At 72.0% G+C, this 26893-nt stretch carries 20 protein-coding genes, 7 tRNA genes and 4 pseudogenes; 18 read left to right on the plus strand and 13 right to left on the minus strand.

The genetic code is table 11. The features are described from left to right. Nucleotides 1-132: 132 nt before the first annotated feature. Both ACXKR8_RS41505 and argH read left to right on the plus strand, forming a co-directional pair. Nucleotides 133-1332, plus strand: a complete 1200-nt coding sequence (locus ACXKR8_RS41505) for an argininosuccinate synthase (RefSeq protein WP_458269683.1) — start codon at nucleotides 133-135, stop codon at nucleotides 1330-1332. Between the two features lie 6 nt (nucleotides 1333-1338). Continuing rightward, nucleotides 1339-2760: an argininosuccinate lyase gene (gene argH / locus ACXKR8_RS41510; protein ID WP_458269684.1), complete on the plus strand. Its 1422-nt coding sequence runs from the start codon at nucleotides 1339-1341 to the stop codon at nucleotides 2758-2760. Between the two features lie 92 nt (nucleotides 2761-2852). Here argH and ACXKR8_RS41515 read toward each other — a convergent pair whose 3' ends face one another. After that, nucleotides 2853-3590 carry a lysophospholipid acyltransferase family protein gene (locus ACXKR8_RS41515; protein WP_458269685.1) on the minus strand — a complete coding sequence of 246 codons (738 nt, stop codon included), beginning with the start codon at nucleotides 3588-3590 and terminating at the stop codon, nucleotides 2853-2855. A 248-nt stretch (nucleotides 3591-3838) separates the two neighbouring features. On the opposite strand from ACXKR8_RS41515, the gene ACXKR8_RS41520 reads away from it, so the two are divergent. The 7 genes and pseudogenes from ACXKR8_RS41520 (at nucleotide 3839) to ACXKR8_RS41550 (ending at nucleotide 13481) form a co-directional block, all read left to right on the plus strand. Then, the gene (locus tag ACXKR8_RS41520; protein ID WP_458269686.1) at nucleotides 3839-4426 is read left to right on the plus strand and encodes an RNA polymerase sigma factor; all 588 of its coding nucleotides are present in this window, start codon (nucleotides 3839-3841) and stop codon (nucleotides 4424-4426) included. Nucleotides 4427-4545: 119 nt separating this feature from the next. Continuing rightward, a complete protein-coding gene (locus ACXKR8_RS41525) occupies nucleotides 4546-5046 on the plus strand; it encodes a GNAT family N-acetyltransferase (RefSeq protein ID WP_458269687.1) in 501 nt (166 codons plus the stop codon). A 237-nt stretch (nucleotides 5047-5283) separates the two neighbouring features. Next, a complete protein-coding gene (locus tag ACXKR8_RS41530; RefSeq protein WP_458269688.1) occupies nucleotides 5284-5874 on the plus strand; it encodes a GNAT family N-acetyltransferase in 591 nt (196 codons plus the stop codon). 83 nt (nucleotides 5875-5957) lie between these two features. Continuing rightward, nucleotides 5958-7154, plus strand: coding sequence for a precorrin-6y C5,15-methyltransferase (decarboxylating) subunit CbiE (gene cbiE / locus ACXKR8_RS41535; RefSeq protein ID WP_458269689.1), 1197 nt, complete (start codon nucleotides 5958-5960; stop codon nucleotides 7152-7154). Between the two features lie 365 nt (nucleotides 7155-7519). Further along, nucleotides 7520-11257, plus strand: a complete 3738-nt coding sequence (gene cobT / locus ACXKR8_RS41540; RefSeq protein WP_458269690.1) for a nicotinate-nucleotide--dimethylbenzimidazole phosphoribosyltransferase — start codon at nucleotides 7520-7522, stop codon at nucleotides 11255-11257. 170 nt (nucleotides 11258-11427) lie between these two features. After that, nucleotides 11428-12647, plus strand: a pseudogene (gene cobA / locus ACXKR8_RS41545) (uroporphyrinogen-III C-methyltransferase). An 18-nt stretch (nucleotides 12648-12665) separates the two neighbouring features. Continuing rightward, a complete protein-coding gene (locus tag ACXKR8_RS41550; protein WP_458269692.1) occupies nucleotides 12666-13481 on the plus strand; it encodes a TrmH family RNA methyltransferase in 816 nt (271 codons plus the stop codon). Between the two features lie 30 nt (nucleotides 13482-13511). On the opposite strand, the gene ACXKR8_RS41555 is transcribed toward ACXKR8_RS41550, so the two are convergent. Then, a complete protein-coding gene (locus tag ACXKR8_RS41555) occupies nucleotides 13512-14084 on the minus strand; it encodes a TetR/AcrR family transcriptional regulator (RefSeq protein WP_458269693.1) in 573 nt (190 codons plus the stop codon). Nucleotides 14085-14228: 144 nt separating this feature from the next. Between ACXKR8_RS41555 and ACXKR8_RS41560 the strand changes: the two genes are divergently transcribed. After that, on the plus strand, nucleotides 14229-15365 hold the full coding sequence (locus ACXKR8_RS41560; protein WP_458275222.1) for a LacI family DNA-binding transcriptional regulator: 1137 nt from the start codon (nucleotides 14229-14231) through the stop codon (nucleotides 15363-15365). Between the two features lie 860 nt (nucleotides 15366-16225). Here ACXKR8_RS41560 and ACXKR8_RS41565 read toward each other — a convergent pair. Continuing rightward, a pseudogene (locus tag ACXKR8_RS41565) lies at nucleotides 16226-17407 on the minus strand (serine/threonine-protein kinase); the annotation flags it as partial. Between the two features lie 464 nt (nucleotides 17408-17871). On the opposite strand from ACXKR8_RS41565, the gene ACXKR8_RS41570 reads away from it, so the two are divergent. Continuing rightward, nucleotides 17872-18057: a hypothetical protein gene (locus ACXKR8_RS41570; RefSeq protein ID WP_458269694.1), complete on the plus strand. Its 186-nt coding sequence runs from the start codon at nucleotides 17872-17874 to the stop codon at nucleotides 18055-18057. A gap of 126 nt (nucleotides 18058-18183) precedes the next feature. Here ACXKR8_RS41570 and ACXKR8_RS41575 read toward each other — a convergent pair. From ACXKR8_RS41575 to ACXKR8_RS41595, 5 genes are all read right to left on the minus strand, one after another. Beyond that, nucleotides 18184-18255 (minus strand) — tRNA-Val (locus ACXKR8_RS41575). Between the two features lie 19 nt (nucleotides 18256-18274). Beyond that, nucleotides 18275-18346 (minus strand) — tRNA-Val (locus tag ACXKR8_RS41580). 19 nt (nucleotides 18347-18365) lie between these two features. Beyond that, nucleotides 18366-18437 (minus strand) — tRNA-Val (locus ACXKR8_RS41585). Nucleotides 18438-18482: 45 nt separating this feature from the next. Continuing rightward, a tRNA-Cys gene (locus ACXKR8_RS41590) sits at nucleotides 18483-18553 on the minus strand. Between the two features lie 30 nt (nucleotides 18554-18583). Next, nucleotides 18584-18655: transfer RNA gene (locus ACXKR8_RS41595), tRNA-Gly, on the minus strand. Between the two features lie 269 nt (nucleotides 18656-18924). Between ACXKR8_RS41595 and ACXKR8_RS41600 the strand changes: the two genes are divergently transcribed. From ACXKR8_RS41600 to ACXKR8_RS41610, 3 genes are read left to right on the plus strand one after another with little or no spacing between them, the layout of a single operon-like run. Next, nucleotides 18925-19950, plus strand: a complete 1026-nt coding sequence (locus ACXKR8_RS41600; protein WP_458275223.1) for a chorismate-binding protein — start codon at nucleotides 18925-18927, stop codon at nucleotides 19948-19950. 52 nt (nucleotides 19951-20002) lie between these two features. Next, nucleotides 20003-20824 carry an aminotransferase class IV gene (locus ACXKR8_RS41605; RefSeq protein WP_458269695.1) on the plus strand — a complete coding sequence of 274 codons (822 nt, stop codon included), beginning with the start codon at nucleotides 20003-20005 and terminating at the stop codon, nucleotides 20822-20824. 5 nt (nucleotides 20825-20829) lie between these two features. Further along, a complete protein-coding gene (locus tag ACXKR8_RS41610; protein ID WP_458269696.1) occupies nucleotides 20830-21696 on the plus strand; it encodes a GNAT family N-acetyltransferase in 867 nt (288 codons plus the stop codon). Between the two features lie 19 nt (nucleotides 21697-21715). Here the strand turns inward: ACXKR8_RS41610 and ACXKR8_RS41615 are convergent. Together ACXKR8_RS41615 and tnpA are read right to left on the minus strand one after the other, a co-directional pair. Continuing rightward, a pseudogene (locus ACXKR8_RS41615) lies at nucleotides 21716-22214 on the minus strand (DsbA family protein). Between the two features lie 121 nt (nucleotides 22215-22335). Continuing rightward, the gene (tnpA, locus tag ACXKR8_RS41620) at nucleotides 22336-22764 is read right to left on the minus strand and encodes an IS200/IS605 family transposase (RefSeq protein WP_458269698.1); all 429 of its coding nucleotides are present in this window, start codon (nucleotides 22762-22764) and stop codon (nucleotides 22336-22338) included. 47 nt (nucleotides 22765-22811) lie between these two features. On the opposite strand from tnpA, the gene ACXKR8_RS41625 reads away from it, so the two are divergent. Together ACXKR8_RS41625 and ACXKR8_RS41630 are read left to right on the plus strand one after the other, a co-directional pair. After that, nucleotides 22812-24029 carry an RNA-guided endonuclease InsQ/TnpB family protein gene (locus tag ACXKR8_RS41625; protein WP_458269699.1) on the plus strand — a complete coding sequence of 406 codons (1218 nt, stop codon included), beginning with the start codon at nucleotides 22812-22814 and terminating at the stop codon, nucleotides 24027-24029. A gap of 83 nt (nucleotides 24030-24112) precedes the next feature. Further along, on the plus strand, nucleotides 24113-24565 hold the full coding sequence (locus ACXKR8_RS41630; protein WP_458269700.1) for a hypothetical protein: 453 nt from the start codon (nucleotides 24113-24115) through the stop codon (nucleotides 24563-24565). Between the two features lie 28 nt (nucleotides 24566-24593). Here ACXKR8_RS41630 and ACXKR8_RS41635 read toward each other — a convergent pair. Together ACXKR8_RS41635 and ACXKR8_RS41640 are read right to left on the minus strand one after the other, a co-directional pair. Next, a pseudogene (locus ACXKR8_RS41635) lies at nucleotides 24594-25183 on the minus strand (CGNR zinc finger domain-containing protein). 191 nt (nucleotides 25184-25374) lie between these two features. Then, entirely contained in the window at nucleotides 25375-25788 is a 414-nt protein-coding gene (locus ACXKR8_RS41640) for an SsgA family sporulation/cell division regulator (RefSeq protein WP_030248700.1), read from the minus strand. Nucleotides 25789-26064: 276 nt separating this feature from the next. Between ACXKR8_RS41640 and ACXKR8_RS41645 the strand changes: the two genes are divergently transcribed. Continuing rightward, a tRNA-Val gene (locus ACXKR8_RS41645) sits at nucleotides 26065-26136 on the plus strand. 61 nt (nucleotides 26137-26197) lie between these two features. On the opposite strand, the gene ACXKR8_RS41650 is transcribed toward ACXKR8_RS41645, so the two are convergent. After that, complete coding sequence (locus tag ACXKR8_RS41650; RefSeq protein WP_458269702.1) at nucleotides 26198-26704, minus strand: isochorismatase family protein; 507 nt, start codon at nucleotides 26702-26704, stop codon at nucleotides 26198-26200. Nucleotides 26705-26796: 92 nt separating this feature from the next. On the opposite strand from ACXKR8_RS41650, the gene ACXKR8_RS41655 reads away from it, so the two are divergent. Beyond that, nucleotides 26797-26868, plus strand: a tRNA-Val gene (locus tag ACXKR8_RS41655). The last annotated feature ends 25 nt before the right edge of the window (nucleotides 26869-26893 follow it).

The raw sequence follows: 26893 nt of genomic DNA on the forward strand, positions 1-26893 counted from the left end.
TCCCCTGCAGCTGCAACCTGGTCCGGCGCGCCCTGACCCGGTTGGCATTCCATGCAGAGTAGTGCATAATTATGCCTATCGCTGCATGGTTGCCCGCGTCTCGCGTGAGCACTGTTGATGAGGGAGAGAGACATGGCTGAGCGCGTCGTACTTGCCTACTCGGGCGGTCTGGACACGTCCGTCTGTATCGGTTGGATCGCCGAGGAGACCGGCGCCGAGGTCATCGCCGTGGCGGTGGACGTCGGCCAGGGCGGCGAGGATCTGGACGCCATCCGGCAGCGCGCGCTCGACTGCGGCGCGGTCGAGGCCGAGGTCGCCGACGCCCGCCAGGAGTTCGCGGACGAGTACTGCCTCCCCGCCCTGAAGGCGAACGCGCTCTACCAGGGGCAGTACCCGCTGGTGTCGGCGCTGTCGCGGCCGGTCATCGTCAAGCACCTGGTCGCCGCCGCGAAGAAGCACGGCGCCAGCACCGTCGCCCACGGCTGCACCGGCAAGGGCAACGACCAGGTCCGGTTCGAGGTGGGGATCAACTCGCTGGCCCCCGACCTCACCTGCGTCGCCCCGGTCCGCGACTACGCGATGACCCGCGACAAGGCGATCGCCTTCGCCGAGGCCAAGAACCTCCCCATCGTCACCACCAAGAAGAACCCCTACTCGATCGACCAGAACGTCTTCGGCCGCGCCGTCGAGACCGGCTTCCTCGAGGACATCTGGAACGCCCCGATCGAGGACGTCTACGAGTACACCCAGAACCCGGCCGACCCGCGCGAGGCCGACGAGGTCGTCATCTCCTTCGAGGCGGGCGTCCCGGTCGCCATCGACGGCCGCAAGGTCACCGTGCTGCAGGCCATCGAGGAGCTCAACAAGCGGGCCGGCGCCCAGGGCGTCGGACGGCTGGACATGGTCGAGGACCGGTTGGTCGGCATCAAGTCCCGGGAGATCTACGAGGCCCCCGGCGCGATCGCGCTGATCACCGCGCACCAGGCGCTGGAGAACGTCACCGTCGAGCGCGAACTCGCCCGCTACAAGCGGCAGGTCGAGCAGCGCTGGGCCGAGCTGGTCTACGACGGCCTGTGGTTCTCGCCGCTGAAGCGCGCGCTGGACGGCTTTGTGAACGAGGCCAACCAGAACGTCTCCGGCGACATCCGGATGGTCCTGCACGGCGGCCGCGCGGTCGTGAACGGCCGGGCCTCGCAGAAGTCGCTGTACGACTTCAACCTCGCCACCTACGACACCGGCGACACCTTCGACCAGTCGCTCTCCAAGGGCTTCATCGAGCTCTTCGGGATGTCCTCCAAGATCGCCGCCAAGCGTGACCTCCAGCAGGGCTGATCGCACATGAGCACCGAGAATCTGCGCCTCTGGGGCGCGCGCTTCGCCGACGGTCCCTCGGAGGCGCTGGCCAAGCTGTCCGCCTCCGTGCACTTCGACTGGCGGCTGGCCCCCTACGACGTCGCCGGCTCCAAGGCGCACGCCAAGGTCCTGCACAAGGCCGGCCATCTGACCGCCGATGAACTGGCGCTGATGCTGGACGGCCTGGACGTCCTGCTGGCCGATGTCGAGTCCGGCGCCTTCACCGGCACCGTCGCCGACGAGGACGTCCACACCGCGCTCGAACGCGGTCTGCTGGAGCGCCTAGGCGCGGACCTCGGCGGCAAGCTGCGGGCCGGCAGGTCCCGCAACGACCAGATCGCCACCCTGGGCCGGCTGTTCCTCCGGGACCACGCCCGCATCATCGGCGGCCTGATCCTGGACCTCCAGGAGGCCCTGGTCGGCCTCGCCGAGGCCCACCCGGACACGGCCATGCCGGGCCGGACCCATCTGCAGCACGCCCAGCCGGTGCTCTTCGCGCACCATGTGCTCGCCCACGTCCAGGCGCTCAGCCGGGACGCCGAGCGGCTGCGCCAGTGGGACACCCGGACGGCGGTCTCGGCGTACGGCTCCGGCGCGCTCGCGGGCTCCTCGCTGGGGCTCGACCCGCAGTTCATCGCCGCCGAACTGGGCTTCGAGGGCGGCTCGGCCGCCAACTCGATCGACGGCACCGCCTCCCGCGACTATGTGGCGGAGTTCGCCTTCGTCACCGCGATGATCGGCATCAACCTCTCCCGCATCGCGGAGGAGGTGATCATCTGGAACACCCGCGAGTTCGGCTTCATCACGCTGCACGACGCCTTCTCCACCGGCTCCTCGATCATGCCGCAGAAGAAGAACCCGGACATCGCCGAGCTGGCGCGCGGCAAGTCCGGCCGCCTGATCGGCAACCTGACCGGGCTGCTCGCCACCCTCAAGGCACTGCCGCTGGCCTACAACCGGGATCTGCAGGAGGACAAGGAGCCCGTCTTCGACTCCTGCGACACCCTGGAGGTACTGCTGCCGGCCTTCACCGGGATGATCGCCACCCTCACCGTGCACGACCAGCGGTTGGAGGAGCTGGCCCCGGCCGGCTTCTCACTGGCCACCGACATCGCCGAGTGGCTGGTCAAGCAGGGGACGCCGTTCCGGGTGGCGCACGAGGTGGCCGGCGCCTGCGTGAAGTTCTGCGAGCCGCGCGGTCTTGAGCTGTCGGATCTGACGGACGAACAGTTCGCCGAGATCTCCCCGACGCTGACCCCCGAGGTACGGGAGGTGCTGACCGTGCACGGCTCGATCGCCTCCCGCGACGGCCGCGGCGGCACCGCGCCGTCCGCGGTGGCGGTGCAGCTCGCCGAGATCAAGGAGGATCTGGCGGTCCAGCAGGACTGGGCCGAGGCCTCACGCTGACGCCCCGTCGGCCTCACGCTGACGCTCTGTCGACTTCAGGCTGACGCCCCGTCGGCCGGGGCCAGGATCCAGCCGGCCGGCCAGGCCAGGGCTCAGGCGGCCCGCGGCAGGTCCTCGGCTGCGGCGGCTGACGCTGCCGCAGCTGCGGCCCGGCTCGCCAGGGCCTTGGCCTTGGTCGCGTAGATGTCGACGTACTCCTGCTCCGACAGGGCCAGGATCGCCGCCATGATCTCGTCCGTCACCGCGCGGAGGACGAAGCGGTCCTCCTCCATGCCCGCGTAGCGGGAGAAGTCCAGGGCGGGGCCGAAGCGCACCTCGGGGCGTCGGCCGAGCTTCCACAGCAGCTTTCCGCTGGGCTGCACCAGATCCGTGCCGACCACGCCGACCGGGACCACCGGGACGCCGGCGGCCAGCGCCAGCCGGGCCACGCCGGTCCGGCCGCGGTGCAGCCGGCCGTCGGGGGAGCGGGTGCCCTCCGGATAGATGCCGAACAGCTTCCCCTCACGCAGCGTCCGCAGTCCGGTGTCGATCGCCGCGGCCGAGGCCCGTCCGCCGCTGCGGTCGACCGGCACGGCTCCGGCGCCGGTGAAGAACCAGGCCATCAGCCGGCCCTTGAGCCCTTTGCCGGTGAAGTACTCGGCCTTGGCGACATAGTGGACCTGCTGAGGGGCGAGCAGCGGCACAAAGATCGAGTCGCAGAACGACAGGTGGTTCGGCGCGATGATCGCGGGCCCCTCGGCCGGGACGTGCTCCAGACCGGTCACCCGCGGGCGGAACAGCACGCGCACCAGCGGGCCGATGAGCACCTTCTTGAGCAGCCAGTAGAACACGCTGAAATTCCTCCGTCGGCGGGCATCGGGGGCGGTACTGCCTGACGCTATCGGTCCGGTGTTACCTGGAGGAGTGCTGACTGACGTGGCGTCGGTTACATTCTGTTGATCGGCCGATTACAGCGGAGTGATGGCGGTGTTGCGCCGGATGTCACCCGTGCGGGTGGTACGGCGGGCCGTGCGGAGCCGGAGCACGGGCGGCCGCGTCCTGCTGGGTGACCGTTCAGGAGCCCTGCCCAGGAGAGCCATTGACGCCGACCGCCGCCGACCCCGCCCTGCGCGGCGCCTTCCTCGGCCTGCTCCGCGCCTTGGCCGCCACCCGCGGCCTGGACCCGGAGGATCTGGAGCAGCGGGTCTGGCTGCGCGCCGCGGCCGAGCCCCGGGTCTCCCGGCCCGAGGCCAGGCTCAGGGCGCTGACCCTCCAGGAGTTCCAGGCCGCGACGGTCGAGGAGGCGCGCCACGCTCAGGCCCGTCACGCGGCGTACTCACCGGCCCCGGGGCGCGGCCGGGGCGATGACGCGTGGTCAGTCGGGCCCGAGCCGCTGGCCCTGGCCGCCGAGCAGGCCCGGGAGCTGCGTGCCGCGGTGGCCCGGCTGCCGTCCCGCTGCCCGGCGCTGCTGGCCGCGCTGCTGGAGTCGCCGGCCTTCAGCTACCGCGAACTGGCCGAGGAGCTGTCGATGCCGCGCGGCAGCATCGGCCCGACCCGGTCCCGCTGCCTGGACTGCCTGCGGCGACTGCTCCAGGGAATCGACGGCAGGGATTCGACGGCAGGGAAGGATCCGACGGCAGGGATTTCGATGGTTGAGAAGGGTGGCCGATTGGGTAGTGGGCTTTAAACGTACGCCCGGTCCCGACGCTTTCTGTGCTCGGGACCGACCCACCTCCGGTCAGGGCAACCCGGTCGCATCCCCTCATCCTCGCGGCCGGGGTACACAAGAAAGGGAGGAATGCGCGCATGGGCATGAGCGTGACCACCTCGATCGCCACCGAGGACGAAGCAGAGCGGATTCTCAAACTCCAGTACCTCTGCTACCAGAGCGAGGCAGAGCTGTACGGGGACTGGGCCATCGAGCCCCTGACCCAGACGCTGGACAGCCTGCGTACCGAGTTGAAGGAGCGGCACGTCCTGGTGGCCCGGCTGGGCGACGAGGTCGTGGGCAGCGTACGCGGCTGGGTCGACAGCGACGGGGTGGGGCGGATAGGTCGCCTCTGCGTGCATCCCCGGATGCAGCGGCACGGTCTGGGCACCCGGCTGATCCACGGCATGGAGCAGGCGCTGGCCGCCGGCGACTCCCCGGTGCGCGCGTACCGGCTGTTCACCGGAAACCGGAGCCTCGGCAACCTGCGGCTGTACCAGCGCCTCGGCTACCGGCAGACCGAGGTCGAGGAAGTCAGTGGTCGCCTCAGCTACATCGGCATGGAGAAGCAGGTGGAGCAGCTCGCCGCGACGGCGTGACCTGCCTCCCGACCCGCTGCCCGACCCCCAGCCCGACCTGCTGCCCGACCCCGGCCGCACCTGCTGCCCGACCCGCCCGACCGCTGCACCGACCTGTCGCCCCGCCCCGGCCGTCCCTGGACGGCGGGACCGGGGCGACAGGTCTGTCCGGGTGGTAGGGGTGACGGCGGCCCCCTTCCTGCAGCATGATCGTTCCATCAGCCCCGCCGAGGAGCGGCGACAGGCAGGAGCCCGGTGATGACGTCCACCTTTCCCGAGATCTCGATCAGCACGGATCGACTGGTGCTTCGGGCGTTCGAACCGGAGGACGTGCCGGCGCTGGCCGACATGATGGGCGACGAGCTGGTCCGCACCTGGACCACCGTGCCGCTCTCCTACTCCGCCGAGGACGCCCGCAGCTGGGTCGCCCTCGGCGCCCCCGCCGAGCGGGCCCAGGGCCGGGGCATCGTCCTCGCCGTCCATGAGTTCCTGACCCAGCGCCTGGTCGGCTGCGTCCGGCTGCGCCGGACCGACTGGCGGCTGCGGGCCACCGAGGCGACCGTGGTCACCGGGCCCTGGGCGCGCGGCGAGGGCTATGCCGCCGAGGCCCTGCTCGGCGTGGCGCACTGGCTGTTCGAGGACCAGAAGTTCGAACGCCTGGAGCTGCGCACCGCCGCCGGGAACACCGCGGCCCAGCAGGTGGCCCAGAAGATCGGCTGCATCAGCGAGGGCGTGCTGCGCAACGCCTGGATCGTCCGGGGCAGTGAGGCCGCGGGGCAGAGCCGCAGCGATCTGATTGTGTGGAGCCTGCTTCCGGAGGACCTGGACGGCCTGGCTCCGAACTGGTGACCGGACCCGATACGCTCGCCCGGCGTAGTCACTCCAATCATTCAGAAGCATGACTCAGCAGGGAAAGTGGGGGAGCAGCCTCGATGGCTGACCGGGTCACGGTGATCGGTTGGGACGGTTCGCCGCTCTCGCAGACAGCACAGGCCGCCCTGGACGCGGCGACGCTGGTCGCGGGCGGCACCTACCAGTTGCAGAACCTGAAAATCCCCGCCGGAGCCGACCGGATGGCCCTGGGCAGCGTCGAACTCGTCGCCCGCCGGGTCGCCGACCACCGCGGTGCCGCGGTGGTCGTCGCCGAGGGCGATCCCGGCTTCTTCGGCGTCGTGCGGACCCTCCGCAAGCCCGAGCACGGCCTGGAGCTGGAGGTGCTGCCGGCCGTCTCCTCGGTCGCGGCGGCCTTCGCCCGCGCCGGGATGCCCTGGGACGACGCCCAGGTCGTCAGCACCCACGGGCGCGGCCTGCGACGGGCCGTCAACATCTGCCGCGCGTACCCCAAGGTCGCCGTGCTCACCTCGCCCGGCGCGGGCCCCTCCGAGCTGGCCCTGATGATGCGTGACGTGCACCGGACCTTCGTGGTCTGCGAGGCCCTCGGCACCCCCGACGAGGACGTCACCGTGCTCACCTCGGACCGGGTCCCGGACCACCTCTGGCGCGACCCCAATGTGGTCCTGGTGATCGGCGGCAGCCCGCGCGACCCGGTCCCGGCCTCCGGCTGGCTGGCCGGACGCGCGCTGGACTACCCGGGCCCCGAGCGGGGCTGGGCGTTCGCCAGCGAACCCGGCAGCGCCCGCGGCTACGGCGAACTGCCCGCCGCCGTCCGGGCGCTGGTCCTGGCCCGGCTCGGCCCACGCCCCGGCGACCTGCTCTGGGACATCGGCGCGGGCACCGGCGCGATCGCCCTGGACGCGGCCAGGTGCGGCGCCGCCGTCATCGCCGTGGACCGGGACGAGGACGCCTGCGTCCGGCTCGACGCCGCCGCCCGCAGCCACGGGGTCGAACTGCAGACCGTGCACGGCACCGCCCCGGCCGCGCTGGCCGACCTCCCCGAGCCGGACGTGGTCCTGGTCCGCGGCGGCGGCGAGATCCTGCGCGACTGCCTCGGCCGCCGCCCGGAACGCGTCGTCGCACTTCCCGCGACCCTGCCCGAGGTCGAGGAGGTGCGCCGGGTCTTCGCCGAGGTCGGCTACACCGTGGACGGCACGCTGCTGCACGCCTCCCCGCTGGTCGAGCAGGCGCTGCGCCCCGCCGCACCGGTGTTCGTGCTCTGGGGAAACCGCTGATCCGACGGCTGCTCGGAAGCCCTGCCGAGGCCTTGCCGATTCCCGCTGTTCGAGACTGCTGCCCAGCCTGTCACCGCTGGCCGGTAGGCTGACGCCTGGTTCTCGCGAGCCGGTGGCGTGTTCTTCGAACGTGGCGCAGGCCACACCCGGAGTGGGCGAACTGGTTCGCATCCGGGCCGGACGGACCGGGAGAATGCCGGTACGTCCGGGGCGATCGTGCCGGTTGCCCCGGTTCAGTCGTTGTTGTTGGGAGCAGACCGGTGCCTGCCGGTCCGTCACAGCGAGGCGAGGACCGGAACGATGGGTGCTGCGGTCCTTGATCGCGCCGCCAAGGACGCCACGCGGCCCTGGAAGGAGCCAGTGACATGAGCGATACCGGCCACGTCCCGACAAGGGGGCTGACCGAGCCGCCGCTCGCCACGACCGGTGCGGAGCCGACCCCACTCGGGGCGACGCCCCCGGGTGGCGAGCAGCCTGCCCGTGATCCCTTCGGCACCGACGCCTCCCAGGGGCAGAACCAGGTCTACGCGCAGGGCTACGACGCGGCGACCTACGACGCGGCGACCTACGACGCGGCGACCTACGAGGCAGCGACCTATGAGCCCGCGACCTACGACGCGGCGAGCTACCAGCCACAGGCCTATGACGCACCGGGCTACGACGCACCGGGCTACGACCAGGTGCCGCCGCAGGGCCGCGCCCAGCAGCCCGGCCAGACCCCGCCGCCCGGCCCGGCCCGGCCCGCGTACACCTTCCTCGACCTGCCCGACGGGCTCGACGAGGAGGACGAGGACGAGCTGCTGATGCCGGGTCCGACCGGATCCTGGAGCGAGCCGGTGCAGCGCGAGGCGCAGCCCGAACCGCAGTCCGAATCCCGGCCCGAGCCGCAGCCCGAGGCCTTCGCGCCCGCTCCGGCCCCGCCCGCCGGAGAGCCGATCGCGCCGTCCTGGCCCACGCTCACCCCGCCGCCGGCCGAGCCGGTCGCGGAGACCCCCGTGCCCGCCGCGGCACCCGAGCCGGTCCAGCCGGCGGCCGTCCCGCCGGTCGCCGAGCAGGCCCAGCCGCAGCAGGTCGTCGCCGCGCCGCGCCGCCCGCTGCACGCGGGCCCGCCCATTCCGGACCCCTCGCTGATGACCGGTCAGGTCCCGGTGCGCTCACTGGCCGACCGCGGCCCCTCCGCCCACGGCGACTCGCCCTTCACGGTCCCGGCCCCGCCCACCCCGCCGTACGGGGTGTCGTCGACGGCCACCGCCCAGCACCCCGGTCCCGAGTACCTGGACCAGCCTTCCAGCGGTGGAGCGGCGCCGCGTGCGGCGGTCGACCTGCTGCAGACCGCCGAGCCCGAACGTGAGTCCGAGCCGGTGCCAGTTGTGGCCGAGGCCCCGGTCGAGGCCGTCACCGAGGCCCCCGCCGAGGCTGTCGCGGCGCCGTCCGCACAGCCTTCCGCACCGCCGGTGACCCCGACCGTGCCGCTGCAGATGCCCTCACCGGAGAGCACCCTCGGCGCGAACGCCACGCCCGTTGCTACTCCCGTCACCACCCCCGTCGCGGCACCCGAGCCTGAGGTCGAACCCCAGCCCGAAGCCGTAGTGGAGCCCGAGCCGGCGGTCCAGGCAGTGCAGCCGCCGGTCCAGCCGCAGGCCGGCGCGCACGGCGCCGGATCGAGCCGGATCTCTGCCTTTATGGCGCCCCCCGCGCCGCACCACTTCGTCCTCCCCGAGGAGCCCGCCGCCGCGCCGAGTGCGGAAACGGTTCCTGAGCCGCCCGCCCCGGTGGCCGAAGCCCCGGCGGACCAGCAGGCTTCCGTCCAGTCGGCCCTCGTCCAACCGGCCCCGGTCGAGCAGGCCCCGGTCGTCCCGGCCCCGGTCGTCCTGGCCCCGGAGTCGCCGATCCACGAGCTCCCGGTGCCCGAGGAGGCCGCGGTGCCCGAGGAGCTTCCGGCACCCGAGCCGCAGGCCGACGAGACCCGGGTGTTCGCGCCCGAGCACACCGCCCTCGGGACCGGCCGACTGGCAGCGCTGACCCCCCTGCCGGTGGAGCCGCAGCCCGAACCGGTGCAGCAGGAGGCCCCCGAGCCCCGCGTCCTGGTCGTCGACGGCGGCAGAGCCGTGGCCGACGTCCAGGCCCGACCGGAACCCGAACCCGTCGAGGTTCCGGCACCTCAGCCCGCCGTGGAGCCCTCCGTGCAGCCCGCCGCAGAATCCCCCACCGCCGTTGCGGACATCCCCGCCGTCCCCGTCCCCGTGACCGAAGCCGCCGACACCGCCGCCGTCACGGACAACCCCGCCGCCACGGACGCCCCGGCCGACGCGGACGCCTCCGCCCTCGCCGAGATCCCCGCCGCCAGGACGGACCCCGCGCCGCCCTACGACGACGAGATGCGCGACGCCGTGCACCGGGTGATGCGCGAGCGCCGCGACATCCGCAACGGCTTCCGCCCGGACCCGATCCCGCACGAGGTGCTGATCCGGGTGCTGGAGGCGGCCCACACCGCCCCCAGCGTCGGCTACTCCCAGCCCTGGGACTTCGTGGTGATCCGCTCCGCGAAGACCCGGGCCCGGATGCACGAGCTGGCGGAGCGTCAGCGCGAGGCCTACGCCGAGTCGCTTCCCAAGGGCCGGGCCAAGCAGTTCAAGGAACTGAAGATCGAGGCCATCGTCGAGACCCCGGTCAACATCGTGGTCACCGCCGACCGCACCCGCGGCGGCCGGCACACCCTCGGCCGGCACACCCAGCCGCAGATGGCCCCGTACTCGGCGGCCCTCGCGGTCGAGAACCTCTGGCTCGCCGCCCGCGCCGAGGGCCTGGGGGTCGGCTGGGTCAGCTTCTTCGACGAGCAGGAGATGATCCGCGAGCTCGGACTGCCCGAGCACCTGGACGTGGTCGCCTACCTCTGCGTGGGCTATGTCAACGAGTTCCCCACCGAGCCCGAGCTGGCGCAGGCCGGCTGGGCCAAGAAGCGCCCGCTGTCCTGGGTCGTCCACGAGGAGACCTACGGCCGCCGCGCGCTGCCCGGCGAGGAGCCGCACAGCGTCCTGCAGGAGACCCTGCGCGGCATCCGGCCGCTGGACGCCAAGGCGCTCGGCGAGGCCTGGGACCGGCAGAAGCGGATGACCAAGCCGGCCGGTTCGCTCGGCATGCTGGAGATAATCTCCGCCCAGCTGTGCGGACTGTCCCGGAAGTGCCCGCCGCCGATTCCCGAGCCCGCCTGCGTGGCAGTCTTCGCCGGGGACCACGGCGTGCACGCCCAGGGGGTCACCCACTGGCCGCAGGAGGTCACCGCCCAGATGGTGGCCAACTTCCTGTCCGGCGGCGCGGTGGTCAACGCCTTCGCCGCCCAGGTCGGCGCCGAGGTCTGCGTGGTGGACGTCGGTGTGGCCACCGAGCTGCCCCCCGCCATCGACTCGGGCCGCACCACGGGGCTGCTGCCCCGCAAGATCCGGCTCGGCACCGCCGACATGACCGTCGAACCGGCGATGACCCGGGACGAGGCCCTGCGTGCGGTCGAGGTCGGCATCGAGACCGCCCGCGACCTGGTCGCGGCCGGCAACAAGGCGCTGGTCACCGGTGACATGGGGATCGCCAACACCACCGCCGCCGCCGCGCTGATCTGCGTCTTCACCGGCGAGGACCCCTCGGTGGTGACCGGTCGCGGCACCGGCATCGACGACGAGACCCATGCCCGCAAGGTCGCGGTCATCCGCACCGCGCTCGACCTGCACCGCCCCGACCCCGCCGACCCCATCGGCGTACTCGCCGCGGTGGGCGGCCTGGAGCATGCGGCCCTGGCCGGCTTCATGCTGGGTGCGGCGAGTCTCCGTACGCCGGTCATCCTGGACGGCGTGGCCGCGGGGGCTGCGGCGCTGGTGGCCAAGGCGATCGCGCCCGAGGTGCTGGCGGCGTGCATCGCCGGCCATCGCTCGGCTGAGCCCGGCCACAAGGCGGCTCTCGCGAAGCTGGGGCTGCGTCCGTTGATCGACCTGGACCTGCGGCTGGGGGAGGGGACGGGTGCGCTGCTGGCCCTTCCTCTGGTCCAGTCCGCTGCGCGGGCCATGCATGACGTTGCTACGTTCGACTCGGCAGGGGTTACTGAGAAGCACTGACGCTCGGCACCGTCGTGGTACTTGTTCGCGCACGCTTTGTATCAAGCACAGCCCCGCGCCCCTAGGGGTTGCAACTGACGGTAAGTCGCAACTGCTCAGGGGCGCGGGGAACTGCGCGAACAGCAACCCCCCATCCACCCGCACATCGACGCACCACAGGAGCCACCCGCATGCCTACCGACGACGCAACCCCGCCGTACCCGGTAGGCCTCCGCCTCACCAACCGCCGCGTCGTCGTCCTAGGCGGCGGCACCGTCGCCCAACGCCGCCTCCCGGCCCTCCTCGCGGCCGGCGCCGACGTCCACCTGATAGCCCCCGAGACCACTCCCGCCGTCCAGGCCATGGCCGACGCCGGTGAGCTGACCTGGCATCCCCGCCGCTACGCCGCAGGCGACCTCGCCGACGCCTGGTACGTCCTGGCCGCCACCGACGATCCGGCCGCCAACACCGCGGCCTCCGCCGAGGCCGAGGCGAACCGCACCTTCTGCGCCCGCAGCGACGACGCCTCCGCCGCGACCGCCTGGACCCCCGCCACCGGGCGCCAGGACGGCACCACCGTCGCCGTCCTCTCCGGCGACCCGCGCCGCTCCGCGGGCCTGCGCGACGCCGTCGTCAACGGCCTGCGGGACGGCAGCCTCGCCGCCGCGCACCACCGTGGCCGCACCCCCGGCGTCGCCCTGGTCGGCGGCGGTCCCGGCGACCCCGACCTGATCACCGTCCGAGGCCGGCGGCTGCTCGCCGAGGCGGACGTGGTGGTGGCCGACCGGCTCGCCCCCCGCGAGCTGCTGGACCAGCTCCCGCCGCATGTCGAGGTCATCGACGCTGCCAAGATCCCCTACGGCCGCTTCATGGCCCAGGAGGCCATCAACAACGCCCTGATCGAGCACGCCAGGGCGGGGAAGTTCGTGGTCCGGCTCAAGGGCGGCGACCCTATGTCTTCGGCCGCGGCATGGAGGAGCTGATCGCCTGCACCGAGGCGGGCATCCCGGTCACCGTGGTCCCCGGCATCTCCAGCTCCATCAGCGTGCCCGCCGCCGCCGGGATCCCGGTCACCCACCGCGGCGTCACCCATGAGTTCAGCGTCATCTCCGGCCATGTCGCCCCCGAGGACCCCCGCTCCCTGGTCGACTGGGACGCCGCCGCCAGGATGCGCGGCACGCTGGTGCTGCTGATGGCGGTGGAGCGGATCGGCGCCATCGCCGCCGCCCTGGTCGCGGGCGGACGCAGCCCGGAGACCCCGGTCGGCGTGGTGCAGGAGGGCACCACCGCGGCCCAGCGCCGGGTGGACGCCACCCTCGCCACCGTCGCCGCCGTGGTCGAGGCGGAGCAGATCCGGCCGCCGGCCGTGATCGTGATCGGTGATGTCGTCGCCTTGGCACACCGCGCCTGACAGGGCAGGATCGACACCGTGGCCGAGCTCATCACGATCGAAGACCCGCAGGACCCCCGTCTGCGCGACTTTGTCGCCCTGACCGACGTCGAGCTGCGCCGCCGGCGCGAGCCCGAGGAGGGCCTGTTCATCGCCGAGGGCGAGAAGGTGATCCGGCGCGCCCGCCAGTCCGGATACCGGATGCGCTCGATGCTGCTCTCGTCCAAGTGGATCGACGTGATGCGCGATGTCATCGACGAGGTCCCGGCGCCGGTGTACGCGGTCTCCCCGGCGCTCGCCGAGCAGGTCACCGGCTATCACGTGCACCGGGGCGCGATCGCGTCGATGCAGCGCAAGCCCCTGCCCGAGGTCGAGGAGCTGCTGCGCGGCGGCAGCCGGATCGCCGTGCTGGAGGGTTTGACCGACCACGCCAACATCGGTGCGGTCTACCGCAGCGCCGCGGCGCTCGGGGTGGACGCGGTGCTGCTGTCGCCGGACTGCGCCGACCCGCTCTACCGGCGTGCGGTCAAGGTCTCGATGGGGGCGGTCTTCACCGTCCCCTACGCCGTTCTCAGCTCCTGGCCGCAGGATCTGGAGAAGGTCCGCGAGGCGGGTTACAACATCCTCGCGCTGACTCCGCACCATGACGCCGTGCCGCTGGCCGAGGTGCCCGAGGAGCGGCTCAGGAAGAGCGCGGTGATGCTCGGCTCCGAGGGCCACGGGCTCTCGCCGGAGGCCCTCCGCGCCGCCGACGAGTGGGTCAGGATCCCGATGTCGCACGGCATCGACTCGCTCAACATCGCCGCGGCGGCGGCCATCTCCTTCTACGCCCTGGCCGAGTACACCAAGGGCTGACCCGACACCAAGGGCTGACCTGAACGGAGGTCAGCCGGCCCCGATCAGCAGCTCGGTGGCGGCGACCGTGGCCGCGGCGACCCGCTCCCTGGGCCAGCGCTGCGGATCCTCGACGCTGGAGATCAGGTACCCGCGCAGCAGCAGGTAGAGGATGTCCGCGGCGCGTTCGGGCTCGGACACCTGGTCCGCCAGCAGCACGCCGAGGATCCGCTGGTGCTCCGCCCTGGCCTCGGCGCGGGCGGTGTCCCGCGCGGTCGAGTCGGGGACGGGCATCGAGAGCATCTCGACCCACAGGTGCCGCAGGATCTCGTCCTCGCTGTTGCTGGTCCACCAGTGGACGTACTCCAGGATGCGCTCCCGGCCGGTGAGCGCCCCGAGCTTCTCGTCGGCGTCCACCCGCCAGACGTCCTGGGCCAACCGGACGGCGTTGGCGAGCAGTTCGGCGCGGCTGTGCACATAGTGCGTGACCATCGTGGTCGATCCACCGAGGTGGTCGGCCACGGTGCGGATGGTCACGGCCCGCGGCCCGCGCTCCCGGGCGACCGCGATGGTTGCCCTCGCGATCGCGTCAAGGCGCTCGGAGGCATCGACGTCCAGCGGCATGCACCCACCTTATCGGGTGCCGTCCGGGCGGAGCCTGATATCGATCGTCCAGGCCTGAAGATCAAATGATCTGAATCGATCGCCAAAGCGGCTGTGCGCCGGTACGCTTCCCGACGAAGCACTGACGAAGGAGAAAGCGTGCCCATGTCCGCCGAGCAGCGCCGCCGCCGGATCCTCGAGGTGGTGCAGGAGCGGGGCAGCATCCGGGTCACCGAGCTCGGCGCCGAGCTCGGGGTCGCGCCGGTGACCGCGCGCCGCGATGTCGCGGCCCTGGCCACCCAGGGCCTGCTGCGCCACGTCTACGGTTCGGTGTCCTGGCCCGAGCGCACCCCGGCCTATCTGCCGGTGCCGGTGGACCGCGCCCGCCCGGCGGCCGACCCAGACCGGGCCGGGCCGGTGCTGGGCATGCTGATCCCCTCCGCCGCCTACTACTTCGCCGAGGTGGTGCGCGGGGCGCAGAGCGCCGCGGCGGCGGCGGGGGCCAGGCTGGTGCTGGGCATCTCCGGCTACCGCCCGTCCGAGGACGAGGCCCAGGTGGGGCGGCTGCTGGAGAACGGGGTGGACGGCCTGCTGCTCACCCCCAGCTGGGATCCGGACAGCCCGGTGGCCGAACAGGCGGACCGTTTCAGTGCGTTGGCGGTGCCGTGCGTGCTGGTGGAGCGCCGGGTCTCGTCGGTGACCGCGGTGGCCGCCGGGCTGGACCGGGTCTGCTCCGACCACGCCTACGGGGCCTTCCTCGCGGTGCGCCGGCTGGCGGAGCTGGGCCACCGCCGGATCGCGCTGGCGGCCCACCGCAGCCCGACCGCGACCTCGGTCCGGGCCGGGTACCTCGCCGCGCTGGACGCCCTGGAACTGGGCGAGCCGCCGGTCGCGGTGATCGACACCTATTCCCTGGAGACCAATCCGGTCGGCTTCGAGACCGCAGTCAAGCAGCTGTTCGAAGCGGTCCACGGCCATGGGGTGAGCGCGGTGGTGGTGCACAACGACGTCGACGCGATCATGCTCACCCAGCGCCTGCTCGACCTCGGCGTCCAGGTCCCCCGGGACCTCTCGGTCATCGCCTACGACGACGAGGTCGCGGCCTTCGCCGACACCCCGCTCAGCGCGGTGGCGCCGCCCAAGCGCGAGGTCGGCGAATCCGCCGTCGACCTGCTGCTGCGCCGGCTGGCCGAGGAGCGGGACCCCGGCCGGGACGGCTCCGGCCCGGCGCCGCGCCGGCATCTGGACCTGCTGCCCCGGCTGACCGTCCGCGACTCCTGCCGCCCGTTCGAAGAGCGGTAGTCAAGAGCGGTGATCCCGCGGGCGATCGATCGATCGAACGACCTCGCCGACGCCCGGCCCGAACAGCCTCAGCCCTGCTGCCCCGCGACGGTTCCGGTTCCCGGCCAGGTCTCGCTCATCGTCCCGTTGGCGAGCGGGACATAGCGGGTGGTGCTGGCCGGCCGGGTCCCGGACGCCGCGGTGTGCTCCTCGCGCAGCACCGCCCCGTCGGCGATCTGCCAGCTGCCGGTGGCCTGCGGATCCCCGGCGGAGGAGTGCGAGGCCAGCAGAACCGGTTCTGCACCCGCCGTGGGGGACAGTCCGAACAGTTCCACCAGATCCTCGGGCACAGTGCCGTCACGGCGCGTCAGCACCACCACGGCCGCTGCCGCCCCCCGGTAGCGGGCCGGCAGCACGGCGGTCAGTGACACCGGCGCGGACGCCGGGTCGGTGAGGGTCGAGTGCCCGCCCTTCAGCAGCACGGTCGAACCGTCGCTGGGATCGGTGTAGCCGCGGTCGGCCCAGTCCGGGCTGACCTCGCCCGCGGCGGCGGGCACGCCGACCAGCCCCTGACCGGCCGCGATGTCGGCGACCGGCGGACGCGTCGGCGCGGGCGCGGTCACCACGGCGCCCGGCGCCCGGCGCAGTCCCTGGGAGCCGCGGTCCTCGCAGCCCTGGGCCGCGGCGATGGCCAGCGCCGCGATCACCGTCACGGTGACGAAGACCGTCAGCCGCTGCCGCAGCAGCCGACGCCGCGAGGGCGGCCCGGTCGGACGGCCGGCGGGCCGCGCGCCGGGCGGCGGGGTGCGCTGCCCCTGCGGCCGGGTCTGCTGCGGTGCGGTCGGCGGGGGAGTGGCCGGCTGCGGCTGCCGCATCGTCGGCGGCATCGGCCGCCGCCCCGCCGGCCGCTGCGGACGCACCGCGGGGCGCTCGCCGCGCCGCTCGGGCGCCCGCTCGCCGGGCCTGTCGCCGGGCCGCTCGCCGGAACGCTCAGTGGTCCGCTCGCCCGGCCGCTCCCCGGCCCGACTGCCCGTCCGGTCTCCTCCGGCTCGACCGCCGTTCCGGTCGCCCGTCCGGTCGCCGGTCCGCTCGCCGGGTCTCTCGGCCGGTCGTGGCCGGAGCCGCTCGGCGGGGTGTTCACCCAGCTGCCCGGGCCGCGGCCGACCGGTGGCGCCGGCCCGTACCCCGGACTCCGCGGCCGGCCCCGGCTGCTGCGGCCGGGGCAGCTGGCTGAGCCCGATCGCGGTGCCCCGGGCCGTCAGTTCCCGCAGCCGGTCGTGCAGTTGGACGGTGGTGGGCCGGTCCGCGGCCTCCTTCGCCAGGCAGGCCCTGATCACCTGGACCAGCGCGCCGGGGACGTCGGTGAGATCCGGCTCCTCGTGCACCACCCGGTAGAGCATCACCTCGGAGCTGCCCGAGCCGAACGGCGAGTCCCCGGTCGCGGCGTAGGCCAGCGTCGTGCCCAGCGCGAACACGTCGGTCGCGCTGGTCACCGCGATGCCGCGGACCTGCTCGGGTGCCAGGAAGCCGGGCGAGCCGACCGCCGTGCCGACGTGCGTCAGCGTGCTGGCCCCGGTGGACCAGGCGATGCCGAAGTCGATGATGCGCGGACCCTTGGGCGACAGCAGGATGTTGGACGGCTTGAGGTCCCGGTGCACCACCCCGGCCTCGTGGACGTGCACCAGGCCGTCGGCCAGCGCCGCGCCGATCGCGGTCACCTCCGGCCACGGCAGCGGCCCCTCGTCGCCGACCCGCTTGTAGAGCGAGGGCCCGGGGACGTAGGAGGTCGCCAGCCAGGGCCGTTCGGCGTCGATGTCGGAGGCCACCAGCCGGGCGATGCAGCCGCCCCTGATCCGGGCCGCCGCCGACACCTCGCGGGCGAAGCGGGTGCGGAACTCCTGGTCCTCGGCCAGCTCCGAGCGGATCAGCTTGAGCGCGACCTTCTGGCCCTTGCGGTCCGAGCCCAGGTAGACCACGCCCATGCCGCCCGTACCGAGCCGCCGGTGCAGGCGATAGGGGCCGACGACTCGCGGATCCTCCCGCCGGAGCCGCATCATCGCCACATTTCCGTCCCGCCGTCAGGTCCCCGAGCCGGGGCGTGATCTGCTTGCCAGCCGACAGCTTACGGACTGCCGTGGGCGGTGTGCTGATACGCAACGCCTGGGAGGTCCGTGGGATTGTCTGACTTCCCGTCGGACGGCCCCCTTCCGGGTCTCGCCGCGGGCCTCGGCGGCGCTCGTTCTGACCTGGGGTTACGTCCTCCGCTCAGGGGTGGTCTCAGGGGTGTCCCTGATGCCCCCGGCACCGGCTCTCAGCCTCCGGTAGTAGTCCCCTGGTACCACGGTCCTCCTTCCGGATGCCGTCCGGACGGTCCCGGGGCATGACGCCCGGCAGGGGGTCCCGACCGTAGTTTTGTACCAGCGGTGGGCGGGCAGCTCGTCCCCCGAGGTACTCCGCCCACCGCGACAGACTTCGACCGGCAGCAGACCGTTCGACCGGAACCAGACCGAGAGTGGGAAACCAGGCCATGTCCGTGTACACGGGAGGACCCGTACGGCGCCGTCGCCCGTCCGTCCGCGCCGGCGAGACCAGGAACCCGCTGGTGGCCCTGGCCATCGCGCTGCCGGTCGCGGCCCTGCTGGCCTTCGCCTTCGGCGGCTGGTCGCAGTTCACAGTGCAGGCCACCTCGGTGGTGCACCTGATCGGACGCTGACCCGGCGTCCCCCGTACTGCGGCGTCGTGTCCGGACTGTCGGTGAGGGCAGCCCGGGCGCGGCGATCGCGCAGCGTTTGGCACCAACGAAGAAGGCCCGTCCACCTGGACGGGCCTTCAACTGCTGTGCGCGATACTGGGATTGAACCAGTGACCTCTTCCGTGTCAGGGAAGCGCTCTCCCGCTGAGCTAATCGCGCGAGACGTACCGATCTTGCGTGCGCGATACTGGGATTGAACCAGTGACCTCTTCCGTGTCAGGGAAGCGCTCTCCCGCTGAGCTAATCGCGCGGGACCTACCGATCTTGCGTGCGCGATACTGGGATTGAACCAGTGACCTCTTCCGTGTCAGGGAAGCGCTCTCCCGCTGAGCTAATCGCGCGGGTGCTCCGGGCGGCGAACCACTCGGAACCTTAGTACGTTGTTGAGGTGGAGACGGGATTTGAACCCGTGTAGACGGCTTTGCAGGCCGTTGCCTCGCCTCTCGGCCACTCCACCGAGTGAGAGCCCAGCTACGACTCTCATCCGAGCGGATGACGGGATTCGAACCCGCGACCCTCACCTTGGCAAGGTGATGCTCTACCACTGAGCCACATCCGCGTGGATCTCCAGTCGGCGCTCCGCTTGTCTCCGCGCGGCCCGCTTCCTGGCGACGTGTTGAACTTTAGCGGATTACGGGCCCAACTCAAATTCCGTTACCCGGGACGCGCCGCCGCAGACCCCCGCGATGACCTGCGGCACCAGTCCGCACAAGCGTTTCCCCACCCCAGAACCTAGACTTCGCCGGACTCCAGGGCGCGGCGATCCCGCACCTTCCGCACAGAATCACGAGTGACACAGTGACCCACCCGCTTCCCCCGCTCACTCCGATGGCCCGGTTCGACGGCCGGATCGCCTCCGGGCTGCTCGACGTGACCGACGACCCGGCGGCGCTGGACAGCAGCGGGTTCTGGGCCGTCGTGGCCGACTTCGAAGGCCGGATCACCTGTGCCCGCTTCGCCCATGTCCGCCCCGCGCCGGCCCCCGCCGCCGACGTGCCCGGCTGGCGCGGTCCGGCCCGTACCGACTGGACCAGCTCGCTGGACCACGCCGCCTACACCGCGGGCGTCCGCGAGATCCGGGAGCGGATCGCCGCGGGCGAGGTGTACCAGGCCAACCTCTGCCGGGTGCTCTCCGCGCCGCTCCCGGATCCGGTGCACGGCGCCGACGTGGACGCCCTCACCGCCCGCCTCGCCCACGGCAACCCCGCCCCCTACGCCGGCACGGTCCGGCTCCCGGCCCACGGCGTCGAGGTGGCCACCGCCTCGCCCGAGCTCTTCCTCGAACGCCGGGGCGGCCGGGTCAGCTCGGGGCCGATCAAGGGCACCGGCCGGACCGAGGACGACCTGCTGGCCAAGGACTACGCCGAGAACGTGATGATCGTCGACCTGGTCCGGAACGATCTCGGCCGGGTCTGCGCCACCGGCAGCGTCTCGGTCCCCGACCTCTGCGCGGTCGAGAAGCACCCCGGCCTGGTGCACCTGGTCTCCACGGTCGAGGGGGAACTGCGTCCAGGGCTGGGCTGGCCGCGGCTGCTGGACGCGACCTTCCCGCCCGGATCGGTCACCGGTGCGCCCAAGTCCAGTGCGCTGCGCCTGATCCGGGCCCTGGAGACCGCCCCGCGCGGCCCCTACTGCGGGGCGGTCGGCTGGGTCGACGCCGACCGCCGCGAGGCCCGGCTCGCCGTCGGCATCCGCACCTTCTGGATCGACCGCGAGGACCCGTCAGGACCGCGGCTCCGCTTCGGCACCGGGGCCGGGATCACCTGGGGCTCCGATCCGGAACGGGAATGGGACGAGACGGAACTCAAGGCCGCCCGCCTGCTCGCGGTAGCGTCTGACCCATCACCGCAGTAACTCACCGCAGTAACGACGAATCACCGCAGTAACGACGAACGGGAGCACCATCGTGCGGATCTGGGTCAATGGCGCGCTGCAGGACTCCGCCGCGGCCAGCGTCTCCGTCCTCGACCACGGGATGACCGTGGGCGACGGGGTCTTCGAGACCGTGAAGGCTGTCGACGGCGCCCTCTTCGCCCTCGGCCGGCACCTGGACCGGTTGGAGCGCTCCGCCCGTGGGCTGGGCCTGCCGGCGCCGGACCGCGCGCTGGTCCAGCACGCCTGCGCCGAGGTGCTCGCCGCCAACCCGATGCCGCTCGGCCGACTCCGGATCACCTACACCGGCGGCCTCGCCCCGCTCGGCTCGGATCGCGGCGACAGCGGGCCGACCCTGGTCGTCGCCCTCGGCGAGACCGTCCGCCGCCCCGACGCCGCCGCGATCGTCACCGTCCCCTGGACCCGCAACGAGCACAGCGCGGTGGCCGGGCTGAAGACCACCTCCTACGCCGAGAACGTGGTCGCCCTGGCCCGCGCCCACGAGTACGGCGCGGCCGAGGCGATCTTCGGCAATACCGCGGGCCGGCTCTGCGAGGGCACCGGGTCCAACATCTTCGTGGTGCTCGACGGACGGCTGCTCACCCCGCCGCTCACCTCGGGCTGCCTGGCCGGAGTCACCCGGGCGCTGGCCCTGCAGTGGCTCGACGCCGAGGAGGCGGACCTGCCGCTCTCGGCGCTGGAGGAGGCCGAGGAGATCTTCCTGACCGGCACCCTCCGCGACATCCAGGGCGTCTCCCGGGTCGACGACCGCGAGCTGCCCGGCGCGCCCGGGCCGATCACCGCCAAGGCGATCGCCGTCTTCACCGAGCGCTCCGCCGCCGACCTGGAGCCGTGAGGGCCATGACGACCACGATCCGGCCGTCCGGCCCGGAGACGGCCACCCCCGGCGGCGGCCGCAGCCGGGCGTACTCGGTGTGCGTCAACGGGCGGATCGTCGGCGGGCTGACCGTGACCGCGACCGGCGGCGCCGGGCCGCGCAGCGGCTGGATCGACGGACTGGCGGTCGACCGGCGCGACCGGGGGCGCGGACGCGGGCTGATCGCGGTGCTCGCCGCCGAGGAGGTGCTGCGGTCCTGGGGCTGCGGCAGGGCCGAGGCCAGGGTGCCGGCCGGGCTCGGCGAGGAGGCCGGGCTCGGCCTGGCCCGCACCCTCGGCTACACCCTGCGCTGCACCAATATGCGCAAGGCCCTGCCGGACGCGCCCCCGCCGCTGCCGGACGGCAGCACCGGCCGGGCGATGCGCGAGGACGAGTACGGACCCTGGCTCGCCGCCGAGACCCAGATCTACATCGCCGAGCTGGTCGCCCACGGCCTCACCTTCGAACAGGCAGGCGCCAAGGCCTACGCCGACCACGCCGCGGTGCTGCCGCACGGCCTGGCCACCCCGGACACGGTGATCTCCCTACTGGAAAGCGCAAGCGAGAGCAGGAGCGGCGCCGGCCCGATCGGCAGCATCTGGGTGAACACCCGGCAGAGCAGCATGCCGGACGGCTCCCCGCTGGCCTGGGTCTTCAACATCGTGGTGGACGAGGCGCAGCGCGGCCGCGGCCACGGCCGGGCGCTGATGCTGCTCGCCGAACGCGAGTGCCTCGCCCGCGACGTGCACCACCTGGGCCTCAACGTCTTCGCCGACAACAGCACCGCGCGGCGGCTCTACACCTCGCTCGGCTACACGACCTTCCTGCACGTCCTGCACAAGCAGCTGTAGCCCCGGCTCGGCGGAAGCGTCAAGGGCCGAGCAGGGCGACGATCTGCTCGCGCAGCCCGTCCTGGCTCCTGCCGCCGTCGAGCCGCTTCCCGGCCACCACATAGGTGGGCGTCCCGGTCACCCCGATGGCCTTGCCCTCGGCGTGGTCGGCGTCCACCACCAGCATGTGCCGTCCGTCGATCAGCGCCGTGTCCATCTCCTCGGCGTCCAGGCCCAGCTCCCTGGCAATGTCCACCAGCAGTGCCTCGCCGCGTCGGCCGAGCTCCTCGGCCCGCGCCAGCACCGCCTCGACATAGGGCCAGCCCTGCCCTTGTTCGAAGGCCTCCTCGGTGGCCTGGGCGGCGGCGAAGGCGTGCTTGTGCTTCTCCAGCGGGAAGTGCCGCAGCACGATCTCCAGCCGGTCGCCATAGGCCGCGCGCAGCGCGCGGACGTCGTCCAGGGCGGTCGCGCAGTCCGGGCACTGCAGCTCGCACCAGTACTCGACCCTGGGAGTGGGGTGGGAGGGAACTATCGCTCATGCCCGTCAGTCTCCCATCCCTTGATCTTCGCAGGGAATTCCGGCCTTTGGGCCGGGCGGGAATGCGATCCCTGGTACGGAGGCGCGAAGCGCCGGAGGTCTCTGCGCGGTTGTGGTGTCGCTCAGACGGGACGCTTCTGATTCTCGATGTAGTCCTTGACGATGCTGAGCGGTGCGCCGCCGCAGGACCCTGCGAAGTACGAGGGTGACCAGAAGACGGACCCCATGCCGATCCGGTTGATGCGGCCGGTGTACTCCGCCCGCAGGTAGCGGGAGCTGACGCCCTTGAGGGAGTTGACGAGCTTGGACAGGGCGACCTTCGGCGGGTAGTGCACCAGCAGGCGGACGTGGTCGCCTTCGCCGTTGAACTCCCGCAGCTCTGCGCCGAAGCTCTCGCACACGTCGCTCATGATCGCCTCACAGCGCGTCAGCATCGCGTCGTTGAAGGTCTCGTGCCGGTACTTGGTGACAAACACCAAATGTGCATGCAGGTTGTATATGACGTGGTTTCCCCGCCGGATATCGGGGTCCGGTTCCCAGCGTGGTGACATGCGCCAAGTGTAGTGTGGTCGTACTGACCTTGAAGGGGGTGGGCTGGATGATCCGCGCGTACAAGTTCCTCATGCGGCCCACCGTGGCTCAGGCCCAGGCTCTGGGCGAGATGCTGCGTGATCACTGCGGCTTGTACAACGGGGCGTTGCAGGAAAGGCGCGACGCCTACCGCCACGTCTCGAAAACGAGCATCAAGTACGGGACGCAGTCCGCTCAGCTGAGGGACATTCGGGCATTCGACCCGGAGCGTCACGGCCGGTGGTCCTTCTCCTCGCAGCAGACCACCCTGCGCCGTCTCGACAAGGCGTTCCAGGCGTTCTTCCGCCGTGTCAAGTCCGGTAACACGCCCGGCTACCCGCGCTTTCGCGGGGTGAGCTGGTTCGACACCGTGGAGTTCCCCAAGGACGGCGACGGCTGCCGGTGGGACTCCCTTCCCGGTCACGCCACGCGCGTCCGGTTCCAGGGTGTGGGCCACGTCAAGGTCAACCAGCATCGCGCCGTAGTCGGCAAGGTCAAGACCGTCTCGGTCAAGCGCGAGGGCCGCAAGTGGTTCGTCGTGCTGACTGCCGAGCAGGACCAGCCGCAGCCGTTCCCGCCGACCGGCAGTGACCTCGGCATCGACCTCGGCATCGCCAACTTCCTCGCCGACTCGAACGGCGGCTTTGTTCCGAACCCGCGCCACGCCCGCACCGCCACAGCGAAGCTTGCCGCCGCACAGCAGGCCCTCGCCCGCTTCCCGCGCGTGCGCTGTGACAAGCGCACCGGCAACCACCGCCGGGCGGTGGAGAAGGTCGCCAACCTGCACGGGAAGGTCCGTCGCCAGCGCCTGGACCATGCGCACAAGACCGCCCTCAATCTGGTGCGCGCGCATGACTTCATCGCGCACGAAGCCCTCAAGATCCGCAACATGTCCCGCGCAGTCGCACCCAGGTCCGACCCCCAGACGCCGGGCGGCTTCCTGCCCAACGGCGCGGCGGCGAAGACCGGGCTCAACCGCAGCATCGCCGACGCCGGATGGGGGGTGTTCCTCACGATCCTCACCAGCAAGGCTGAAAGCGCCGGTCGGCAAGTGATCGCCGTGGACCCCCGCAACACCTCCCGCACCTGCCCGCGCCCCCAGTGCGGACACCTCGCCAAGGAGAACCGGCCCACACAGGAGAAATTCCACTGCGTCGCCTGCGGCCACACCGCACACGCCGACACAGTGGCAGCCACCAACGTTCTACGGGCCGGGCTGGCCCGTCGCTACGCCAACACGGCTTAGCGAGAAGCCCCGTCCTTCAGGGCGGGGAGGAGTCACTACGAGGGACCATGGACGGGAACGGCCAGCGAAGGAGAAGTGGGCAGATGACCGCGATCGTGTGCATGGCACTCTCGGCAGCCGGAGTGGTGATCGCCGTGCTGCGCGGCGTCCGCGGACGCTTCCGCTCGGCGCTGCGCTGGGCGGCCGTCGCCCTGGTGCCCACCGGGCTCTATCTGACCGGCCTGATCACGGTGTTCCGCCGGATCGGCAGCGCGCTCGGCAGCTGGGCCACCCATCTGGTGTTCGACCCGAAGGTCTGGACCGGGGTGGCGATGCTCGGCGCCGCCGTGCTGGTCCTGCTCGCCACCGGCGTCGGCCGCGGCGGCGCCTCCAAAGGCGCCAAGGCCGCCAAAGCCGCAAAGGCCGACCGGGCGGAGGCCCTCCAGCCCAAGGCCGGCCCGCCCCAGCCCGGGGCGCCCAAGGCCGTCGCCGCCAAGCAGCAGTCCGCCGACGACTTCTCCGACATCGAGGCCATCCTCAAGCGCCGCGGAATCTAGCGGCTCAGCGGCTCGGCGGCCCAGCGACTCAGGCCTGGACGGACCCGGCCAGCGCGTCCGGCGACTCCGCCGCGGTCCGCTGCCGGGCCCGGTAGGCCGCGACGTGCATCCGGTTGCCGCAGGTGCGGCTGTCGCAGTAGCGGCGTGAGCGGTTGCGGGACAGGTCCACGAAGACCCTGGCGCAGTCGGGGGCCTCGCAGTGGCGCAGCCGTTCCCGCTCACCGGCCACCACGATGAAGGCCAGCGCCATCCCGGCCTCCACCGCCAGGTGCTCCGCCAGCGCCGCGCAGGGCGCGAAGTAGTGCATGTGCCAGCCGTGGCCGTCGTGGTTGGTCAGCCGGGGGTGGAGCCGGCCTTCGCCACCATGGTGTTGACCAGCTCGGCGGCGGTCTCGGTCGAGCGGGCCAGGAACACCGCCCGGAACTGGGCGCGGACCTGCCGCACCGCGTCCAGGTCGGTCGTGGTGAGCGCGCCCACCTCGCTGATCTCGTAGCGGACCACAAAGTCCCGCAGCGCCGCCAGATCCGGCAGACCCTCCTGCCCCGCCGCCTCGGGGGCGGTGTTCAGCAGGTCGACGAGTACGTCGAGGGCCCACTGCGTGTCATGGGTGATCAGCACGTGCGACTCCCTGTGGCTCCGGCCCGGTTGGCGGCGACTCTACCGCTGCCGGGGCCGGACATGCGTGAGCCGCCGCGGTCCAGGTGCGGACTGCGACGGCTCACGCGGCACGGCGAGGTACAGGTGGTGCGGTGGTGCGTTTCCGTGCCCCCGAGTAGCACGGCTGCGCACGGTCGAAGGGATGGAGTGGTTCAGTTCTCGGCGAGAATGTGCGAAAGCTCCCGGTCGAGGTCGAAGTGGCGGTGCTCGGTGCCCGGGGGCACCGCGGCATCGGTTCGCTTGAGGAACGACTCCAGCGCACGCGCCGGGGCTTCCAGTAGGGCTTCTCCTTCCGGAGAGCTCAGGGCGATGCAGACGACTCCTTGCCCGTGGCTCCGGGAGGGCCAGACACGGACGTCTCCGGTCCCGGTCGGCCGGTGCAGCCCCTCCGCGAGGAGATCTCGGGCGAACACCCAGTCGACGGTCTCGTCGGCGCCGGTGTGGAAGGTGGCGTGCACGGCATAGGGGTCGGCAGTGTCGTAGCGCAAGCCCGCGGGGACGGGCAGTGATGACTCGCTCGACACGATGAGGCGCAGGTGCAGCTCGCAGCTGACCGTGGTGTTCATAAGCGCCAAGGCCTTTCGCTCAGTGTGCGCTCGGGGATCGCACGTCGGCGAACGGACCATCCCACCTCCGCGACCGGTGTAAACCCGTCTGTCCCGATTAGTGCGTACCTGGTACCCCTTACGGCGCAGCAGTCACTACCGTCACAGCGGTCACTCCACTGTGGTCCAAACCGGCCACGGATGACATTCCATGGTCGAGAACCAGTCATCCGGTGAGGTCAGGAGCATGCCGTCGGATGCGGTAAAGTTTTCCTCAGTCAGGGCGGCAAACACCCCGCGCGATTAGCTCAGTGGGAGAGCGCTCCGTTCACACCGGAGAGGTCGCTGGTTCGAACCCAGCATTGCGCACCGCGGCAACAGCCCCGCAGGTCATCGACCTGCGGGGCTGTTGCGTATGTCCTGGACGGTCTCAGAAGCGGATCTCCTGGTACGGCAGCACGTCCACGCCGGCCGCGGCCAGTTCGCGCTCGATCCGCGCCGAGATCTCGGCGGCCGGCTCCCCGTCCGGAAAGGTGCCGTGCGCACCGCCCGCCACCACCACCCGGTAGCCCTGGGCCAGGCCGGAGACCGCGGTCGCCCGGATGCAGTACTCGCTCTGGAATCCGGCGAGGACCAGGACGTCGTCCTGCGGCAGCCGCTCGGCGATGCCGGTGCCCAGGAAGCCGTCCGAGCTGAACTTGTCGGCGACGAACTCCTCGGGGAAGGGCTGGTGCACCAGCTCCCAGCCGGGGCTGCCCGGTGCGTCCGGATCCTGGGCGCCGCCGTTGTTGCGGATGTGGACCACGGTCGCCCCGGCCTGGCGGGCGCGTTCGAGCAACTCGGTGAGCGCGGCCGCGACGGCGGGGGCGTCGGGGACGGGGGTGGGGGGTTCCAGCATGTTGCGCTGGACGTCGATCAGCAGCAGTGCGGTGGCCATGTCGAAAAAGTAGCACGTGTGTTCGATTGGCGTCTGCTGGAAAGGTGTTTGGGACACCGGCGGCCGCGATGCTAATGTTCCTTCTGTTGCCCGCGCGATTAGCTCAGTGGGAGAGCGCTCCGTTCACACCGGAGAGGTCGCTGGTTCGAACCCAGCATTGCGCACCGGAAAACCTGAAGGCCCCTCAAC

The sequence above is a fragment of the Streptacidiphilus sp. PAMC 29251 genome, assembly GCF_054208735.2.